This window comes from Klebsiella sp. 2-CIP_Kleb. (assembly GCF_050378715.1).
Lineage (GTDB): Bacteria > Pseudomonadota > Gammaproteobacteria > Enterobacterales > Enterobacteriaceae > Klebsiella > Klebsiella quasipneumoniae.
This window is the reverse complement of record NZ_JBNRLG010000005.1, coordinates 232,485-250,507: the sequence shown is the minus strand read 5'-3', so window position 1 is coordinate 250,507 and position 18,023 is coordinate 232,485. Positions and strand designations below refer to the sequence as shown.

The window sequence follows — 18,023 nt, the reverse complement described above, 5'->3', positions numbered from 1 at the left end:
CACGCCGGCCCAAAGGATGAAGTGTGTATGGTACTGAAACGTCGTTCAGGTTAGCATGTTTCCCACTTCTGAATCTTATCTATCTGGAGCTTTATCATGTCGCCTCGTCGTTACAACCCCGACCGCCGCCGTGACGTGCTGCTGGAACGTATTAATCTCGATATTACCGATGCTGTCGCACACTCCCTGCGGGAAGATTTGGGCGGCGAAGTCGACGCCAGCAACGATATTAGCGCACAATTATTGCCGCAGGATGCACGCTCCCATGCGGTGGTCATTACCCGCGAAGATGGCGTCTTCTGTGGTAAACGCTGGGTGGAAGAGGTCTTCATTCAGCTCGCCGGTGACGACGTGAATATCACCTGGCACGTCGCCGATGGCGATGCGGTCAAAGCCGATCAACCCCTGTTCGAGCTGGAAGGCCCATCGCGCATTCTGCTCACTGGCGAACGTACGGCGCTGAACTTTGTGCAAACCCTCTCCGGCGTCGCCAGCGTTGTCCGCCGCTATGTCGACCTGCTGGCGGGCACCAAAACCCAACTCCTGGATACGCGCAAAACGCTGCCAGGGCTGCGAACCGCTTTGAAATACGCGGTTCTCTGCGGCGGCGGCGCCAACCACCGCCTTGGGCTGTTCGACGCTTTCCTGATTAAAGAAAACCACATCATCGCCTCCGGCTCGATCCGTCAGGCGGTGGAAAAGGCGTTCTGGCTGCATCCTGATGTGCCGGTGGAAGTGGAAGTGGAAACGCTGGATGAGCTGGAGCAGGCGTTAAAAGCCGGGGCCGATATCATTATGCTCGATAACTTCACCACCGACCTGATGCGCGAGGCGGTGAAAATCACCGCTGGCCAGGCGGCGCTCGAGGTCTCCGGCAACGTCACCTTTGACACCATCCGCGAATTTGCCGACACCGGGGTCGACTATATCTCCGTCGGGGCCCTGACCAAACATGTGCAGGCGCTCGACCTGTCGATGCGTTTTCGCTGAAGATTGGGCCTTCACGTTTCCGGCGTGAAGGCCTGAATTTGCGACCCGACTCGCAGCCGCTCTTGCTCACCATGCAATCCCGCTAAAAACCCTGGAACCCGGTTTCCCGGATCGTTTTCGTCTCCTCGCCTGTCCCCCTGAATCCCGTCACAGTGCTTCTGTCACAACAAGGAGCGACTTATGGATAAACAACGAGGTTTTACCCTGATTGAACTGATGGTGGTCATCGGCATCATCGCCATTCTCAGCGCCATCGGCATCCCGGCCTACCAGAACTACCTGCGTAAAGCCGCCCTCACCGATCTGCTGCAGACCTTTGTCCCCTACCGGACGGCAATTGAACTTTGCGCGCTCGATCATGGCGGCCTGACGACATGCGACGGCGGCAGCAATGGCATCCCCTCGCCAACCACCACGCGCTACCTCTCCGCCATGAGCGTGGCAAAAGGGGTCGTTACCCTCACCGGCCAGGAAAGTCTCAACGGACTGGGCGTCACCCTAACCCCGACCTGGGATAACGCCGAGGGCGTCACCGGCTGGCAGCGGGTCTGCACTATCACCGACAACAGCGCGCTTCAGCAGGCCTGCGAAGACGTCTTCCGCGTGAAGTGAGGGCGACAACATGAAAACAGAACAGCTGATCCCTCTCTGTCGTCGCCATCACGCCCTGCTGCTGCACAGCGATGAGCAGACGATATCCATTGCGGTGGTCGATACCCCGCCGACGGAGCTAATGGAGGCGCTACGTTTCGCGACGCAAAAACGGATCGATATTGAATGCTGGAGCCAGGAGCAGATGGATAAGCGCCTGCAAGTCCAGGAAAAGCAGGCGCTGCTGGCGCAAAATGCAGGCCCGGAAAACATCGCCGAACGGGTCAATCAGATCCTCGAGCAGGCCCTGCGTCAGCGGGCCTCCGATATTCATATCGAACCCACGGAAACGCACTTACGGATCCGCCTGCGTGTCGATGGCGTGCTACACGCCCTGCCGCTGCTGGCGCCCGAGCTGGCCGCGCCGGTTATCGCACGACTCAAAGTGATGGCCAGTCTCGATATCGCCGAGCATCGTTTGCCGCAGGATGGTCAGTTCGCGCTGAACCTCGCCGGACGGCAGCTCTCCTTTCGCATCGCCACTCTGCCCTGCCGCTATGGCGAGAAAATTGTCCTGCGCCTTCTGCATCAGGTTGACCAGGCGCTGGATCTGGAGGCGCTCGGCCTCTCATCCTCTCAGCTGGCGGCCTTCCGCCAGGCGCTGAATCAGCCGCAGGGGCTGCTGCTGGTCACTGGCCCAACCGGAAGCGGGAAAACGGTAACCCTCTACAGCGCCCTGCAGGCGCGAAACCGGGAGCAAGTGAACATCTGTAGCGTCGAGGATCCTCTGGAGATCCCCATCGCCGGGATGAACCAGACGCAAATCAACCCGCGCGCCGGGCTGACCTTTCACAGCGTACTGCGCGCCCTGTTACGTCAGGACCCGGATATTGTGATGGTGGGTGAAATCCGCGATGCCGAAACCGCTGAAATCGCGCTGAAAGCCGCCCAAACGGGTCATCTGGTGCTCTCTACTCTGCACACCAATTCCACCAGCGAAACCCTCACCCGCCTGCAGCAAATGGGCATCGCCCGCTGGATGATCTCCTCTGCGCTCTCGCTGGTTATCGCCCAGCGTCTGGTCCGCAAGCTGTGCCCCCACTGCCGGCGCAATGCCGGCAGTGCCGCCGACCTGCCGCACAGTCTGTGGCCCCGTCCGTTGCCGCGCTGGCAGGCCGCGGGCTGCGAACACTGTTATCACGGGTATCACGGCAGGCTGGCGCTGTTCGAGGTCTTGCCTGTCACTCCGGGGCTACGTCAGGGGATAGTCCAGGGGCTCAACGCCATTGAGATCGAATCTCTGGCGCGAGCCGCGGGCATGATGACGATCTTCGAAAGCGGATGTCAGGCTATTGAACAGGGCTTGACCAGCCTCGAAGAGGTGGTGCGGGTGTTGGGGATCCCCCATGGCGACTAAGCGTCTCTGGCGCTGGCGAGGCGTCGATGCGCAAGGCGCTCCTTGTCAGGGGATGCTATGGCAAGCCAGTCGTCCGGAGGTGCTGCATCACCTCCAGCAGCAGCGCATCCTGCCGTTGGCTATACGCCGCTGTACGGTGAAGCAAAGCCTGTGGCACCCGCGCTACAGCAGCGAAACAATCCGCCAGTTGGCAACCCTGCTGCAGGCCGGGCTACCGTTGGCGGAAGGGTTATCGCTGCTGGCGCAGCAGCAACCGCATGGGCAGTGGCAGGCGCTGCTTGAGGCGCTGGGCCGCGAACTGGCCCAGGGCGTGACTTTCTCTGCCGCACTGGCGCAGTGGCCGCAGGCTTTTCCGCCACTGTATCTGGCGATGATTAGCACTGGCGAACTGACGGGCAAGCTCGATATTTGCTGCCAGCAGCTGGCCAACCAGCAGCAGGAGCAGCAGCGGCTCGCCGGCAAGGTCAAGAAGGCGCTGCGCTACCCGCTGATCGTGCTCGCACTGGCGCTGCTGGTGGTGCTGGGGATGCTCTATTTTGTCCTTCCTGAATTCACTGCCATCTACCAGACGTTCAATACGCCGCTGCCGTTATTAACGCGAATGGTTATTGCGGCAGGGGACATGCTGAGCCGCGGCTGGCCGTTACTGCTGGCCTTTCTGCTGAGCCCGCTGCTGCTCAACCAGCTGGTCCGGCAGCGCGCCGACTGGCTGCTGCGTCGCCAGCAACTGCTTAACGCGCTCCCTCTCATCGGCCCCCTGATCGGCGGCCAACAGCTGAGCCTGATATTCACCGTTCTGGCGTTAACCCAAAGTGCCGGTATCAGCTTTCTACAGGGGCTGCAAAGCGTTGAAGAGACCCTGTCGTGCCCGCTGTGGCGCCAGCGCCTGGCGCAGGCCCGCGCGCTGATCGTTCAGGGGGATCCGATCTGGCAGGCGTTAAGCCGCTGCGGCGGTTTTACACCGCTGTGTCTGCAGCTCATCCGCACGGGGGAAAGCGCGGGGGCACTGGATCAGATGCTGGAAAACCTGGCGCATCATCATCGTGAGCAGACCCATCAGCGAGCCGACAGTCTGGCTGCGCATCTGGAACCCCTGATGCTGGTGATAACCGGCTCGCTGGTCGGGCTCCTGGTGGTGGCGATGTATTTGCCCGTTTTTCATCTGGGCGATGCCATTGGCGGGGCGGGAGGATAAGCAACGCTGGCACCGCGCAGGCGCCAGCGCAGCCGGTTACAGGCTATTGAATACCCGGTTCTCTTGTTCCTGAACGCGGATAAAGGTGGTGCGTTTGGTCAGCTCTTTCAGTCGCGAGGCGCCAACGTAGGTGCAGGCAGAGCGCAGGCCGCCGAGAATGTCGCGCGCGGTATTGTCCACCGGGCCACGCAGCGGCAGCTTAACGGTTTTCCCTTCCGCCGCGCGGTATTTCGCGACACCGCCCACATGGCGGGTCATCGCCGATTCGGAGCTCATACCGTAAAACAGCATGAATTTTTCACCGTTCTCTTCAACCACAGTACCGCCGCTCTCTTCGTGGCCCGCCAGCATACCGCCGAGCATCACGAAATCAGCGCCGCCGCCGAAGGCTTTCGCCACATCGCCCGGCATGGTGCAACCGCCGTCGCTGATGATCTGGCCGCCAAGGCCATGTGCGGCATCAGCACACTCGATCACGGCGGAGAGCTGCGGGTAGCCGACACCGGTTTTGACGCGGGTGGTGCAGACGGAGCCCGGGCCAATGCCAACTTTGACAATATCGGCGCCGGAGAGGATTAGCTCTTCACACATTTCACCGGTGACCACGTTCCCGGCAATAATGGTTTTTTGCGGCCAGGCTTCGCGCGCCTTCGCCACAAACTGGACGAAGTGTTCAGAGTAGCCATTGGCGACGTCAATGCACACAAAGTTCAATTGTGGGTTCTGAGAGAGGATCTGTTGCGTTTTATCAAAATCCGCATCGGAAGTACCGGTGGAAACCATCACATGCTTGAGAACGTCTGCGGATACGCTCTGGACAAACGCCTGCCATTCTTCCGCGGTGTAGTGCTTGTGTACTGCCGTCAGAATGCCAAAAGTGGCCAGCGCTTTCGCCATGCTGAAGGTGCCGACGGTGTCCATGTTAGCCGCAATAATCGGCACACCGGACCAGGTCAGGCCTGAATGTTTAAAGGTGAATTCACGTTCCAGCTCAACATCAGAACGGCTTTTGAGGGTAGAGCGTTTCGGGCGGATAAGAACGTCTTTGAAACCAAGCTTCAGATCTTCTTCAATACGCATGTGCGAATTCCTGGGGTTAATGGCATTAATGTGAGAGCACAACTCCAGTGACGTTATCATACGCACGAATCAGGCCCGCGCAAGACTGCGATTTTCACTTTTTTTACGCTACAATCGTATAAATTTACCTGGTGAATGGAGAAAAAAGCGCTTATATCTCCACCCGCCAGCGCATTATTTTTAACCATTTGATTTGCTTGATTAAAAGAAACAGAATAGCGGACGGCGCTCCCGGCTGGCACGGGGCCATCACGATAAGATCGCTCTCGCCTCTCCGGCATACTGCCCGTCCTCGCTGTCTGAATACCAAAAATACGAGCAATCCGTTTCAGGGTCAGAAGATATGGGGTACACAGTCGCGTTAACAGGCGGGATTGGCAGCGGTAAAAGTACGGTCGCCGACGCCTTCGCGCAGCTCGGGATTAAGGTTATCGATGCCGATGTTATCGCCCGCCAGGTGGTCGAACCCGGCACCCCGGCGCTCCAGGCCATTGCCGGCCACTTCGGGCCACAGATGATTGCCCCCGACGGCACGCTAAACCGCCGTCTGCTGCGGGAAAAAATTTTTGCTCAGATGGAGGAAAAAGCCTGGCTCAACGCGCTGTTGCATCCGCTGATTCAGCAGGAAACGCGCCGCCAGATGCAGGCCGCCACCTCCCCTTATCTCCTCTGGGTCGTACCTTTGCTGGTCGAAAACCGCCTGTCCAGCCAGGCCGATCGCGTACTGGTCGTCGATGTGCCAAAAGAGACGCAAATCGAACGCACCATGCTGCGCGATAAGGTCAGCCGCGAACATGCTGAACATATTCTTGCCGCCCAGGCCACGCGCGAGCAGCGCCTGGCCATCGCGGACGATGTTATTGAAAACACTGGCACGCCGGATGCAGTGGCATCGGATGTTGCCCGCCTGCACGAAAAGTACTTAACGCTGGCATTGCAGGCCGCCTCACAGGAAAACTCGTAATGCATACCCCCGTTCTGTTTGAACATCCTCTTAATGAGAAAATGCGCACCTGGCTGCGCATCGAATTTCTGATCCAGCAAATGGCTTTCCATCCGATGATTGCCAGCCATGCCGATGCGCTCCATTTTTTCCGTAACGCCGGCGATCTGCTGGATGTCCTGGAGCGCGGCGAGGTGCGTACCGATCTGGTCAAAGAGCTGGAGCGCCAGCAGCGTAAGCTCCAGTCCTGGGCAGAAGTGCCGGGAGTCGATCAGGAGCGCATTAACGCGCTGCGCCAGCAGCTCAAGCAGTCTTCCAGCACCCTGATGGCCGCGCCGCGCATTGGTCAGTTTCTGCGTGAAGATCGCCTGATTGCGCTAGTGCGCCAGCGCCTGAGTATCCCTGGCGGCTGCTGCAGCTTCGATTTACCGACCCTGCATATCTGGCTCCATATGCCGCAGGCGCATCGTGACGAGCAGGTGGCCAGCTGGCTTGCCAGCCTCGATCCTTTGGTCCAGTCCCTGAGCCTGATCCTCGATCTGATTCGTAACTCCGGACAGTTTCGCAAACAGACCAGCCTCAATGGCTTTTATCAGGATAACGGCGAAGATGCCGATCTGCTGCGCCTGCGTCTCGATCTGGCCCACCAGCTTTATCCGCAGATCTCTGGCCATAAGAGCCGTTTCGCCATCCGCTTCCTGCCGCTGGACAGTGAGTATGGGATCGTGCCGGAGCGCTTTGATTTTGAACTGGCCTGCTGTTAAGGAGATAACATGTCAGAAGAGACTATCGTCAATTGTCCGACCTGCGGCAAAAATGTGGTTTGGGGCGAACAAAGCCCCTATCGTCCGTTCTGCAGCAAGCGCTGCCAGCTGATCGATTTGGGAGAATGGGCAGCAGAGGAGAAGCGCATCCCCAGCGCGGGCGATCTCTCCGATAGCGATGACTGGAGCGAGCAGCAGCCCTGATTTGACGGCACGCTAACCCAACGCCTGTTGGGTTAGTCTCCCGACCCGGGGCTCAGCCCTGGGCGATAAGTTTGCGGATAACCGGTTCATTCGCCGGGGGAAACGCCGCCGGATCCAGCGCCTGCCGCGCCATCCACTGTCCCGGCTGCCCCTCTTTGCCCCAGGGCTCGCCTTCCCAGCTTTCCACGAGGAAAAACCACAGCGTAATGTGGCGATCGGGGAACTGATACTCCAGCTTATCAAATAGTGAAAAGGTAGTGGCCGTAATCCCCACCTCTTCCTGTAGCTCGCGGATCAATGCCTGCTCTGGCGTTTCAGCAGATTCAATCTTCCCGCCCGGGAACTCCAGTTTATTCGCCATATGGGCATCGGCGGCGCGCTGGGTAATAAAGATGTCGCCTTCTGGATTGCGAATTATCCCTACGGCGATTTGCAGTTTTTTCATTGAATCAGCTCCATAAAAAAGGCGCAGAACTCTGCGCCTTTGTTTTTTTATCAGCCCTTAGCTCAGACGGCCATGGCACTGTTTGTATTTTTTACCGGAACCGCACGGGCAAGGATCGTTACGCCCCACTTTACGTTCGCCGGTTTGTGCCGCCAGATCCTGTGCAGCGGCTTCATCATCGCTCTGATGGCTGAGCTGCTGCATCTGCGCCAGGCGCTCGGCCTCTTCACGACGTTGCTGCTCCATCGCCTCGACTTCTTCCGGCATCCGCACCTGCACTTTGCTCAGGGTGCTGATCACTTCATACTTCAGTGACTCCAGCATCGCGGCAAACATAGAGAACGATTCGCGCTTGTACTCCTGCTTCGGATCTTTCTGCGCATAGCCGCGCAGGTGGATACCCTGGCGCAGGTAGTCCATCGCCGCCAGATGTTCTTTCCACAGTGAATCCAGAGTCTGGAGCATCACGCCTTTCTCGAAGTGGCGCATCATTTCAGCGCCGACCACTTCTTCTTTACGCTGGTAGGTCTCTACCGCGCTCTGCAGAATACGTTCGCGCAGGGTCTCTTCATGCAGCTCCGGCTCTTTATCCAGCCACTCTTTGATTGGCAGGTCGAGGTCGAAGTCGTTTTTCAGACGCTCCTGCAGGCCTTCGATATCCCACATCTCCTCCAGCGACTGCGGCGGAATATGGGCATCGATAGTCGCCTTAAACACGTCTTCGCGGATGCTGTTGATGGTTTCGCTGACGTCAGACACGTCCAGCAGTTCGTTACGCTGGGTGTAAATCGCCCGGCGCTGGTCGTTGGCCACATCATCATATTCCAGCAACTGCTTACGAATATCGAAGTTACGGCTCTCAACTTTACGCTGCGCGTTGGCGATAGCCTTGGTGACCCACGGGTGCTCAATGGCTTCGCCGGGTTTCATCCCCAGTTTACGCATCATGCCGGAAACGCGATCGGAGGCGAAGATACGCATCAGGGCGTCTTCCATCGACAGGTAGAAGCGGGAAGAACCGGCATCCCCCTGACGACCGGCACGGCCGCGCAGCTGGTTATCGATACGGCGTGATTCATGACGCTCGGTACCGATAATGTGCAGGCCGCCTGCGGCCAGTACCGCATCGTGGCGCACCTGCCAGTCGGCTTTGATTTTTTCAATCTGCTCAGGCGTTGGATTTTCCAGCGCCGCGACTTCCGCCTGCCAGCTACCGCCGAGCATAATATCGGTACCACGGCCCGCCATGTTGGTAGCGATGGTCACCGCGGAAGGATAGCCTGCCTGAGCGACGATATCCGCTTCGCTGGCATGGAACTTGGCGTTCAGAACGTTGTGCTTAATGCCGGCTTTGGTCAGCTCACGGGAAACCACTTCCGATTTTTCGATCGAGATTGTCCCCACCAACACCGGCTGACCGGCTGCGGTACGGGTTTTGATATCTTCGATAATCGCCTGAATTTTTTCCGCTTCGGTCATATAGACCAGATCCGCCATGTCTTTACGGATCATCGGACGGTTGGTCGGCACGACCACGGTATCCAGCTTATAGATAGAGCTGAATTCAAAGGCTTCAGTATCGGCGGTACCGGTCATCCCCGCCAGTTTCTCATACAGACGGAAATAGTTCTGGAAGGTGATAGAGGCCAGAGTCTGGTTCTCGTTCTGGATCTCCACGCCCTCTTTGGCCTCAACGGCCTGGTGCAGACCATCGGACCAGCGCCGGCCCTGCATTGTACGACCAGTGTGCTCATCGACGATGATAACTTCGCCATCTTTAACGATGTAGTCAACGTCGCGGGTGAACAGCGCATGGGCGCGCAGCGCGGCGGTGACGTGGTGCATCAGCATAATGTTGGTCGGGGAGTACAGGGACTCACCTTCATCCATAATGCCTTCCTGTACCAGCAGCTCTTCAATCAGCACCAGACCACGTTCGGTCAGGTTAACCTGACGCGCTTTTTCATCCACCGAGAAGTGGCCTTCGCCGGTGAAGGTGTCCGAATCTTCTTTTTCCTGACGGATCAGGTGCGGAATGATCTTGTTGACCTTACGGTACATTTCAGAGCTGTCTTCCGCCGGGCCGGAAATGATCAGCGGCGTACGCGCCTCATCGATCAGGATGGAGTCCACCTCATCCACCAGCGCATAGTGCAGTTTACGCTGAACGCGCTCTTCCGGGCTGAAGGCCATGTTGTCGCGCAGGTAGTCGAAGCCGTATTCGTTGTTGGTGCCATAGGTGATATCGGCAGCGTAGGCTTCACGCTTCGCCGGCGCCGGCAGGCCGGACATGTTGATGCCAACCGTCATGCCCAGGAATTCAAACAGCGGGCGGTTATTTTCGGCGTCACGCTGCGCCAGATAGTCGTTGACGGTCACCACGTGAACGCCTTTGCCGGTCAGCGCATTGAGGTAGGCCGGCAGGGTCGCGGTCAGAGTTTTACCTTCACCGGTACGCATCTCGGCGATGCAGCGATCGTTAAGCACCATACCGCCCAGCAGCTGGACGTCGAAGTGGCGCATGCCGAACACACGCTTACTGGCTTCGCGAACGACGGCGAACGCTTCAGGGATCAGGTTTTCCAGCACTTCGCCTTTTTCCAGGCGCGCGCGGAATTCAGCGGTTTTCGCTTTCAGCTCGTCATCAGAGAGTTTTTCCATCGCCGGTTCCATACCGTTGATGATATTGACGACTTTGCGCATACGACGCAGCGTACGGTCGTTACGGCTGCCGAAAACCTTAGTTAACATTTTAATAAGCATAATAAAATCTCAAACGCCCCGCGGTGCGGAGTCACAAAAAATAGGATGGTCCGTGGTTATTTTCAGCTGAGACGTTGAGGGCCTGCGCGGATCCCCGCTACCTGGCTTATCCAGGCGCTGACGCGGAAGGCAGAATATGAGGAAGGGATATACGCCGCCTGGCGGATCACTACCGGCGGCGTACTGTCCTGCGTCAGCAGCGCGCTGAGCGTGTCGAGCAGCGCCAGATGCTGCGCCTGCAGCGGAGACGCTTCTTCCGCCACCGGCAACGCCTGCGGCGCCATGGCGAAAGAGAGATGACGAATAACGGTGCGAATGGCATGCTGATGCCAGTAGTCGACGGTAAAGTTGGGCCGGCGATTCGTCTCCAGCAGCGCCAGCTGGGAGAAATTAACTTTACTCGGGTTGTGGTTGCTGGCGGTCGCCTTTGCTGGCGTCGCGGTCGCATGGCCGTTGCTTAGCGCAGGCAGGCCGAGGCTGGCCGCGACCATCCCCAACAGGAGATGCGGCCAAAAATACCGTCTGCCAAACTGTCGCCAGCGCGTCAGCAATCCACTCACGTTCATTACCTTTCTTTGGTATACCCGTCGTCGTTCAGGCTGTCTCTTTATTGACGTTTTTCGCAGGACAACCTGATGTCCACGGGGTAAAGCAACCCGGAGAAATAATTTTGCGCTCAAATACTAACATTAATAGCGCGCTGAGGCAGCATGAATGAAGGCCGTTGCCCGGGGAAAACGCTTAATAAAGCAGCGAACGCGCGCTAATTATTACCCAGCGATCGCAGTGAAAAATAACGGGAAGAGGCTATAAAAGAAAAACGACTGGTTCCCTGGTCGGAGAGAGTACCAGGTTACCAGTCGAATTTACTGAATGGTCAGGCTTACGCCAGAACCATCGACGGTGCGCGGAACGCCATTGGCAATTTTGCGTCGTCTTCGAAGGTCACATACTCCCAGGCTTCCTGTTTTGCCAGAACAGCCTGCAGCAGTTTGTTGTTCAATGCGTGACCCGATTTGTACGCCGTGAATGCGCCGATAATGTTGTGACCACACATAAACAGGTCACCGATCGCATCCAGCATTTTGTGGCGAACAAATTCGTCTTCAAAGCGCAGACCGTCTTCGTTCAGTACGCGATAATCGTCAACAACGATGGCACAATCGAAGCTGCCGCCCAGGCACAGGCCACGGGATTGCAGATATTCGATATCGCGCATGAAACCGAAGGTACGCGCACGGCTAATCTGACGCATGAACGCATCGGCCGAGAAGTTCAGCGTATAGCGCTGGGTGCTGGCATCAATCGCCGGATGGTTAAAATCGATGGTGAAGTCCAGCGAAAAACCATTGTACGGTTTGAATTCAGCCCATTTGTCGCCATCTTCGACGCGAACCGTCTCTTTGATACGTACAAATTTCTTGGCGCAGTTCAGTTCATCGATGCCGGCGTCCAGCAACAGATAAACGAACGGAGCCGCACTGCCGTCCATAATCGGGATTTCCGGTGCATCGACTTCAACAATAATGTTGTCGATACCCAGGCCAGCCAATGCGGCGTTCAGGTGTTCAACCGTAGAAATCCGCACGTCATGCTCATTAACCAGGCAAGTACAGAGCATGGTATCACGCACAGATTTGGCATCAGCCGGAAAATCTACCGGTGGATTCAAGTCGGTGCGACGATAGATGACCCCGGTATTTGCCGGCGCAGGGCGTAACGTCAGTGTGACTTTCTTGCCGGTATGCAAACCGACACCAGTCGCCTGAACGATACGTTTAAGAGTCCTTTGTTTGATCATCGTATAATCTCGCCAATTTACCTATCCAACCGAAGTGTACACCACTATCGGGAGGCCAGTTTAGCACAAAGAGCGCAGATGCCCAACTTCCAGTCGATTCTTAATCGGCTTGCTTACGCAGGAAGGCTGGGATATCCAGATAATCCGGCTCTTTCGCGGTTTGCGGCGTATTGTCGTTCACCACTTTTGCCGCCGGCTTCTGCTCTTGCGTCAGCGGGGACATACCGTGCTGCTGGTAGCGATCCATCACCGGCTGCTGAACCTGTTTGTTGGTCACCAGGGTAATTTCCGGACGCTTGTCCATGCCGATACCGGTCGCCACTACGGTGACGCGCAGTTCGTCGTTCATATCCGGGTCCAGAGAGGTACCGATAACCACGGTGGCGTTATCCGAGGCAAATGCGCGGATAGTGTTACCCACGGTTTCGAACTCATCCAGACGCAGGTCGAAGCCCGCGGTGATGTTAACCAGCACGCCGCGCGCACCGGACAGGTCGATATCTTCCAGCAGCGGAGAAGAGATGGCCATTTCAGCCGCTTCTTCCGCACGGTCTTCACCGCTCGCCACGCCGGAGCCCATCATCGCGTAGCCCATTTCAGACATCACGGTACGGACGTCCGCGAAGTCAACGTTCATCAGACCCGGACGGGTGATCAGTTCAGCGATACCCTGCACCGCGCCTTTGAGGACGTCGTTTGCCGCGCCGAACGCGTCAAGCAGAGAAATACCGCGGCCAAGTACTTTCAGCAGCTTGTCGTTTGGGATGGTGATCAGTGAGTCAACGTGCTTGGACAGCTCGGTGATCCCCTGCTCAGCAAACGCCATGCGCTTCTTACCTTCAAAATTAAACGGCTTAGTGACCACCGCAACGGTGAGGATCCCCAGATCCTTAGCCACTTCGGCAACAACAGGCGCCGCGCCGGTACCGGTACCGCCGCCCATGCCTGCCGCGATGAACACCATGTCTGCGCCATCAAGGGCCGCACGCAGCGCTTCACGGTCTTCGTCCGCCGCATTACGGCCGACTTCCGGGTTCGCGCCAGCGCCCAGACCTTTGGTAATACCGCTACCGATCTGGATAGTCTGGCCAACAGCCGTTTTACGCAGCGCCTGCGCATCGGTGTTCACCGCGAAGAATTCAACACCCTCAATGCGCTCGCGCACCATGTGTTCAACGGCATTACCGCCGCCGCCACCGACGCCGATGACTTTAATCACCGCGTCGTTGGTCAGTTCCATAGGTTCAAACATAGTTTCTCTCCGTCTTGTGCCTGTCGCCTGAGAACGCTAATTGTCTGCGTTCTCTTAAAAAATTAAAACTCTTTTCGCAGCCAGCTGTTGAGTCGCTTAATCCACGAGCCCACCGACGCCGTCACGCGTTTTTCGACTTCCGCTTCACCACTCAGATGTGACTCTTTTCCGTAGTGCAGCAGCCCCACCGCCGTCGAATAATACGGCTCCTGGGCATAGTCCGTTAAACCGGTGATGTTCAGCGGCGCGCCAATGCGCACCTGGGTATGGAACACGCGCTGCGCACAGGCCGCCAGACCTTCAATTTGCGCCGCGCCGCCGGTTAACACAATCCCCGCCGCCAGATGGTGTTTCACCCCCTGCTGGCGGAGCTGTTCCTGCAGCTGCAGGATCTCTTCATTGACCAGATTAAGCAGTTCGGTATAGCGCGGTTCAATCACCTCAGCCAGCGTCTGACGTTGCAGGCTACGCGGCGGCCGTCCGCCTACGCTCGGTACTTCGACGTTTTCGTCTTTACCGACGATGGAACCCAATGCGCAACCGTGACGAACCTTGATGGCTTCGGCGTCGCTCGGCGGCGTCCCGAAGGCATAGGCGATATCGCTGGTCACCACGTTGCCCGCGTACGGGATCACTTTGGTGTGACGCAGCGCGCCGCCGGTATAGACGGCGATATCCATTGTACCACCACCAATATCCACCACGCAGACGCCCAGCTCACGTTCGTCTTCTGTTAATACGGAATAACTGGCCGCTAAACCGGCGAAAATAAGTTGGTCAACTTTCAGACCACAACGTTCCACCGCTTTAACAATGTTTTTCGCCATATCGTTATGGCAGGTAATCAGATGCACCTTCGCCTGCATGCGCACGCCGGACAGCCCAACCGGGTTTTTAATCCCTTCCTGGTAGTCAATGGCGTATTCCTGCGGAATCACGTGCAGGACGCGATGCTCATCGCGGACGCGAACCGACTTCGCGGTATGGACCACGTTTTCGACGTCGTCCAGCGTCACTTCTTCTTCCGAAATCGGTACCATCCCGATTTCATTCTGACAGCTTATATGTTTACCCGAAAGAGCCAAATAAACTGATGAAATCTGGCAATCCGCCATCAGTTCGGCCTGGTCGATGGCGCGCTGTACGCATTTCACCACCGACTCGAGGTCGTTCACACCGCCTTTATCCATACCACGCGATGGGCAACTGCCCACGCCGATGATATTAATCATGCCGTCGGGCAGAACTTCCCCTACTAAAGCGGCCACCTTGGCGGTGCCAATCTCCAGTCCAACTACCAGTTTTCTGTCCGTCGCCTTGATCATTGTTGTTCTGCCTGTGCCTGATTCTGTTGTTGATTAGTTTCCTCTGCGGGAGCAGGTACCCAGCCCACTGCCGCACCCGAGTCATAACGCAAATCAACGTAGCTAATCCGTTTGCCGTCGGTCTGCGCCTGCTGCTGAAGAACCGGGTAGAGTTCCATAAAGCGCTGAAGCCGTTTCATGGTGTCGCCACGACCAAGGTTGAGCTTAATGTCATTATTAAGCGTCAACTGCCAGGAGCGACGGGCGGTCATCGCCGCCACTTTCAACGTGAATTTATCCTTTGCCAGCACCTGCCCCATGTCACGATACCCTTGCAGCACTTCGTTCTCGCTGCCTTCCGGGCCGTATAACATCGGTAAATTCTGTTTGCTGGTGCGATCCGCCGGCACGCTGAAGGCATTTCCCTCTGCATCCACCATATGTTGATCATTCCAGCGCGCAATCGGCACATATTCAACCAGATGAATCTTCAATTCATCGGGCCACTGCTTTCGGACGCTCGCCTGCTTAATCCACGGCAGACGTTCAATCTGACTCTGAATGATGTTCACGTCCTGAGTCATAAAGGTGCCCGGCGAACCCAGCGCCAGGATCGCCTGGCGGATGTCATCATTGCGCGTATAGTGACGCTCGCCGGTCACCACCATCTTCGACAGCGGTAAACGCTGCGCGTCCTCCATCCAGCCAAGAACCATCCACCCGCTGACCAGCACGGTAAACAGCACCGCCAGCAGGAAAACGATCCCTGCCAGCCGCGTTCCATTACTCCGACGCGAAGAAGAAACGTCCTCTTCATGGTTCCGCGTATTCAGCGCAGCCTGCGACATATCACCCCGCCAGGTCCAGAATTCGTACAACAAGCTGGGAGAAGCTCATTCCTGCCTGACGCGCCGCCATCGGTACGAGGCTATGGCTGGTCATGCCCGGAGAAGTATTCGCTTCCAGCAGATAAAACTGGCCATCGCTGTCCAGCATGACGTCAATACGCCCCCAGCCTTTGCAACCCAGAACATTCCAGGCTTTAAGCACCAGGCTTTGAATGGCTGCCTCACGCGCTGGATCCTCCAATCCTGGGCAGAAATATTGCGTCTCATCAGAGAGATACTTCGCCTCATAATCATAGAAGGTTCCAGCCGTCTGGATACGTATTGACGGTAAAATTTCTTCACCGACGATGGCGACGGTAAATTCCGGCCCACTGAGCCATTTTTCGACTAAAACTTCATCATCATGCTGAAAAGCCAACGCCAGTGCACTCGCTAAATCACAGCTTTCGCTGACTTTCGACATCCCAACGCTGGAGCCTTCGCGGCTGGGCTTGATGATGAGCGGCAGACCCAGCGCCGCAATCTGCTGTTCGACATCAGCAGACAATCCGGCGCTAAACTGGGCGCGGGTCAGCGCCACCCACGGCGCGACCGGTAATCCGGCCCCCTGCCACAGCCATTTGCTGCGCAGTTTATCCATTGAAATCGCCGAAGCCATCACGCCGCTGCCGGTATAAGGCAGCTGGATCAGATCCAGCACCCCCTGCAGCGTGCCATCTTCCCCGCCGCGACCGTGGAGGGCAATAAACGCTTTCTTAAAGCCCAGCTTTTTCAACTGGGTAATATCGACATCGCGCGGGTCAACCGGATGGGCATCCACCCCGGCTTCACGCAGCCCGGCCAGCACCGCGGCGCCTGAATTCAGCGACACTTCACGTTCAGCGGAGGTTCCACCGAAAAGCACCGCGATTTTATCAGCCATGGCGCTCCTCCTCCGTTTTTTGCGGGATCAGTTTGATTTCAGCCAGGTGACGGGCGATTTTTCCAATGTTTCCGGCCCCCTGCACCAGCACTAAATCGTTGCCGGTCAGCACCGACGCCAGCATCGCCGCGGCCTGCGTCGGGTCGGACACCAGAATCGGGTCAACTTTACCGCGACCACGGATTGTACGGCACAGCGAGCGGCTGTCGGCACCCGGGATCGGCGCTTCGCCTGCCGGGTAGACATCGAGCATCAGCAGCGCATCGACCTGGGTCAGCACGTTGGCGAAATCATCGTACAGATCGCGAGTACGGGTATAACGGTGCGGCTGGAATACCATGACCAGATTTTTATCCGGCCAGCCGGCACGCGCCGCTTTGATAGTGGCGTCGACTTCCGTCGGGTGGTGGCCATAGTCATCGATCAGCATCGCGCTGCCCGCTTTGCCGTTGACTTCCGTCAGCGGATATTCGCCAAGGAAGTCGAAACGACGGCCGGTACCCTGGAAGCTTTCCAGCGCGCGCAGGATCGCCTGATCGTCAATCCCCTCTTCCGTCGCCACGGCGACCGCCGCCGCCGCGTTCAGCGCGTTATGGCGTCCCGGGGCATTGAGCGTCACCTGCAGCAGTTCTTTATCCTGACGCACCAGGCGGAAATGCCCCTGCGCTCCAACCTGACGGTAGTCTTCTACGCGGACGTCGGCGTCGTCGCTAAAACCGTAGGTGGTGATCTGCCGGCCGACGCGCGGCAGCAGTTCCCGGATCACCGGGTCATCCACACACATCACCGCGCGTCCATAGAACGGCAGGTTGTGCAGGAAGTTAATAAAGGTCTGCTTCAGATTCTCGAAATCGCCATGGTAGGTGTCCATGTGGTCGGCTTCGATGTTGGTAACAATGGCCACCATCGGCTGCAGGTGCAGGAACGATGCATCGCTCTCATCCGCTTCCGCAATCAGGTAACGGCTATGGCCGAGGCGCGCATGGACGCCCGCCGCTTTCACCAACCCGCCGTTGACGAAAGTCGGGTCCAGCCCGGCTTCGGCGTAAATACTGGATACCATCGCGGTGGTGGTGGTTTTGCCATGGGTCCCGGCAATGGCGATCCCGTGACGGAAGCGCATCAGCTCCGCCAGCATTTCCGCACGACGGATCACCGGGATACGCGCCTCGTGCGCGGCGACGATTTCCGGGTTATCGGCGGAAATCGCGCTGGAAACTACGACCACGCTGGCATCGCGCACGTTTTCCGGGCGATGGTTGAAATAAATAGTGGCGCCAAGCTGCGACAGCTGCTGGGTCACCGGATTCGGCGCCAGGTCGGAGCCGCTGATCTGATAACCTTCGTTAGCCAACACTTCGGCAATACCGCCCATACCGGCACCGCCGATGCCGACAAAGTGAATGTGCCGGACGCGACGCATCTCGGGCACTATGGAACGCAGTTTTGCCAAATCTTGTGTATTCATTCTTTACGCCATCAACTTCTGTATTCGGGCGGTGAA

Annotated in this window: 17 protein-coding genes; 7 read left to right on the top strand and 10 right to left on the bottom strand. The window is 57.5% G+C overall.

Translation table 11 applies throughout. From position 1 onward, the window contains the following. The first annotated feature begins 96 nt into the window (after positions 1–96). The 4 genes from nadC to hofC all read left to right on the top strand — a co-directional run bounded on the left by nadC (position 97) and on the right by hofC (position 4,193). Entirely contained in the window at positions 97–990 is an 894-nt protein-coding gene (nadC, locus tag ACQUTP_RS18050; protein ID WP_017901176.1) for a carboxylating nicotinate-nucleotide diphosphorylase, read from the top strand. Positions 991–1,170: 180 nt separating this feature from the next. Then, complete coding sequence (gene ppdD, locus ACQUTP_RS18045) at positions 1,171–1,602, top strand: prepilin peptidase-dependent pilin (protein WP_004204358.1); 432 nt, start codon at positions 1,171–1,173, stop codon at positions 1,600–1,602. A 10-nt stretch (positions 1,603–1,612) separates the two neighbouring features. Further along, entirely contained in the window at positions 1,613–2,998 is a 1,386-nt protein-coding gene (gene gspE / locus ACQUTP_RS18040) for a type II secretion system protein GspE (RefSeq protein ID WP_069135391.1), read from the top strand. Then, positions 2,988–4,193: a protein transport protein HofC gene (gene hofC, locus ACQUTP_RS18035; RefSeq protein WP_163620335.1), complete on the top strand. Its 1,206-nt coding sequence runs from the start codon at positions 2,988–2,990 to the stop codon at positions 4,191–4,193. Before gspE ends, hofC begins: the two co-directional genes overlap by 11 nt. Positions 4,194–4,229: 36 nt before the next feature. Here the strand turns inward: hofC and ACQUTP_RS18030 are convergent, their stop codons facing one another. Further along, on the bottom strand, positions 4,230–5,273 hold the full coding sequence (locus ACQUTP_RS18030) for a GMP reductase (RefSeq protein WP_004204353.1): 1,044 nt from the start codon (positions 5,271–5,273) through the stop codon (positions 4,230–4,232). A 343-nt stretch (positions 5,274–5,616) separates the two neighbouring features. Between ACQUTP_RS18030 and coaE the strand changes: the two genes are divergently transcribed. Genes coaE through yacG form a run of 3 tightly spaced genes read left to right on the top strand, consistent with a single transcriptional unit; the run spans position 5,617 to position 7,184 of the window. Beyond that, positions 5,617–6,237 (top strand): dephospho-CoA kinase, encoded by a 621-nt coding sequence (coaE, locus tag ACQUTP_RS18025; protein ID WP_064183580.1) that lies wholly within the window; start codon positions 5,617–5,619, stop codon positions 6,235–6,237. Beyond that, positions 6,237–6,980 (top strand): cell division protein ZapD, encoded by a 744-nt coding sequence (zapD, locus tag ACQUTP_RS18020; RefSeq protein WP_017901182.1) that lies wholly within the window; start codon positions 6,237–6,239, stop codon positions 6,978–6,980. The genes coaE and zapD overlap by 1 nt, the downstream gene beginning before the upstream one ends. A 9-nt stretch (positions 6,981–6,989) precedes the next feature. Beyond that, complete coding sequence (yacG, locus tag ACQUTP_RS18015; protein WP_004204348.1) at positions 6,990–7,184, top strand: DNA gyrase inhibitor YacG; 195 nt, start codon at positions 6,990–6,992, stop codon at positions 7,182–7,184. 52 nt (positions 7,185–7,236) lie between these two features. Here yacG and mutT read toward each other — a convergent pair whose 3' ends face one another. The 9 genes from mutT to murC form a co-directional block, all read right to left on the bottom strand. Then, complete coding sequence (gene mutT, locus ACQUTP_RS18010) at positions 7,237–7,629, bottom strand: 8-oxo-dGTP diphosphatase MutT (protein ID WP_285755752.1); 393 nt, start codon at positions 7,627–7,629, stop codon at positions 7,237–7,239. 57 nt (positions 7,630–7,686) lie between these two features. Next, entirely contained in the window at positions 7,687–10,392 is a 2,706-nt protein-coding gene (secA, locus tag ACQUTP_RS18005) for a preprotein translocase subunit SecA (protein WP_004204346.1), read from the bottom strand. Between the two features lie 62 nt (positions 10,393–10,454). Beyond that, a complete protein-coding gene (gene secM, locus ACQUTP_RS18000) occupies positions 10,455–10,952 on the bottom strand; it encodes a secA translation cis-regulator SecM (protein ID WP_196611919.1) in 498 nt (165 codons plus the stop codon). A gap of 323 nt (positions 10,953–11,275) precedes the next feature. Then, positions 11,276–12,193 (bottom strand): UDP-3-O-acyl-N-acetylglucosamine deacetylase, encoded by a 918-nt coding sequence (lpxC, locus tag ACQUTP_RS17995; RefSeq protein ID WP_002888632.1) that lies wholly within the window; start codon positions 12,191–12,193, stop codon positions 11,276–11,278. 100 nt (positions 12,194–12,293) lie between these two features. Further along, a complete protein-coding gene (ftsZ, locus tag ACQUTP_RS17990; protein WP_002888628.1) occupies positions 12,294–13,445 on the bottom strand; it encodes a cell division protein FtsZ in 1,152 nt (383 codons plus the stop codon). Between the two features lie 62 nt (positions 13,446–13,507). Next, positions 13,508–14,770 (bottom strand): cell division protein FtsA, encoded by a 1,263-nt coding sequence (gene ftsA, locus ACQUTP_RS17985; RefSeq protein WP_004204343.1) that lies wholly within the window; start codon positions 14,768–14,770, stop codon positions 13,508–13,510. Continuing rightward, on the bottom strand, positions 14,767–15,597 hold the full coding sequence (ftsQ, locus tag ACQUTP_RS17980; RefSeq protein WP_004204342.1) for a cell division protein FtsQ: 831 nt from the start codon (positions 15,595–15,597) through the stop codon (positions 14,767–14,769). Before ftsQ ends, ftsA begins: the two co-directional genes overlap by 4 nt. Position 15,598: 1 nt before the next feature. Next, complete coding sequence (locus tag ACQUTP_RS17975) at positions 15,599–16,519, bottom strand: D-alanine--D-alanine ligase (protein WP_114465197.1); 921 nt, start codon at positions 16,517–16,519, stop codon at positions 15,599–15,601. Next, positions 16,512–17,987: a UDP-N-acetylmuramate--L-alanine ligase gene (gene murC / locus ACQUTP_RS17970; protein ID WP_017901185.1), complete on the bottom strand. Its 1,476-nt coding sequence runs from the start codon at positions 17,985–17,987 to the stop codon at positions 16,512–16,514. The genes ACQUTP_RS17975 and murC overlap by 8 nt, the downstream gene beginning before the upstream one ends. Positions 17,988–18,023 lie beyond the last annotated feature (36 nt).

Bases quoted from the DNA above. Each gene is read 5' to 3' on its own strand.
- murC (WP_017901185.1), bottom strand. From the start codon at position 17,987: ATGAATACACAAGATTTGGCAAAACTGCGTTCCATAGTGCCCGAGATG.
- yacG (WP_004204348.1), top strand. From the start codon at position 6,990: ATGTCAGAAGAGACTATCGTCAATTGTCCGACCTGCGGCAAAAATGTG.
- mutT (WP_285755752.1), bottom strand. From the start codon at position 7,629: ATGAAAAAACTGCAAATCGCCGTAGGGATAATTCGCAATCCAGAAGGC.
- ftsA (WP_004204343.1), bottom strand. From the start codon at position 14,770: ATGATCAAGGCGACGGACAGAAAACTGGTAGTTGGACTGGAGATTGGC.
- hofC (WP_163620335.1), top strand. From the start codon at position 2,988: ATGGCGACTAAGCGTCTCTGGCGCTGGCGAGGCGTCGATGCGCAAGGC.
- gspE (WP_069135391.1), top strand. From the start codon at position 1,613: ATGAAAACAGAACAGCTGATCCCTCTCTGTCGTCGCCATCACGCCCTG.
- lpxC (WP_002888632.1), bottom strand. From the start codon at position 12,193: ATGATCAAACAAAGGACTCTTAAACGTATCGTTCAGGCGACTGGTGTC.
- ACQUTP_RS18030 (WP_004204353.1), bottom strand. From the start codon at position 5,273: ATGCGTATTGAAGAAGATCTGAAGCTTGGTTTCAAAGACGTTCTTATC.
- ACQUTP_RS17975 (WP_114465197.1), bottom strand. From the start codon at position 16,519: ATGGCTGATAAAATCGCGGTGCTTTTCGGTGGAACCTCCGCTGAACGT.
- ppdD (WP_004204358.1), top strand. From the start codon at position 1,171: ATGGATAAACAACGAGGTTTTACCCTGATTGAACTGATGGTGGTCATC.
- zapD (WP_017901182.1), top strand. From the start codon at position 6,237: ATGCATACCCCCGTTCTGTTTGAACATCCTCTTAATGAGAAAATGCGC.
- ftsZ (WP_002888628.1), bottom strand. From the start codon at position 13,445: ATGTTTGAACCTATGGAACTGACCAACGACGCGGTGATTAAAGTCATC.
- ftsQ (WP_004204342.1), bottom strand. From the start codon at position 15,597: ATGTCGCAGGCTGCGCTGAATACGCGGAACCATGAAGAGGACGTTTCT.
- secA (WP_004204346.1), bottom strand. From the start codon at position 10,392: ATGCTTATTAAAATGTTAACTAAGGTTTTCGGCAGCCGTAACGACCGT.
- coaE (WP_064183580.1), top strand. From the start codon at position 5,617: ATGGGGTACACAGTCGCGTTAACAGGCGGGATTGGCAGCGGTAAAAGT.
- nadC (WP_017901176.1), top strand. From the start codon at position 97: ATGTCGCCTCGTCGTTACAACCCCGACCGCCGCCGTGACGTGCTGCTG.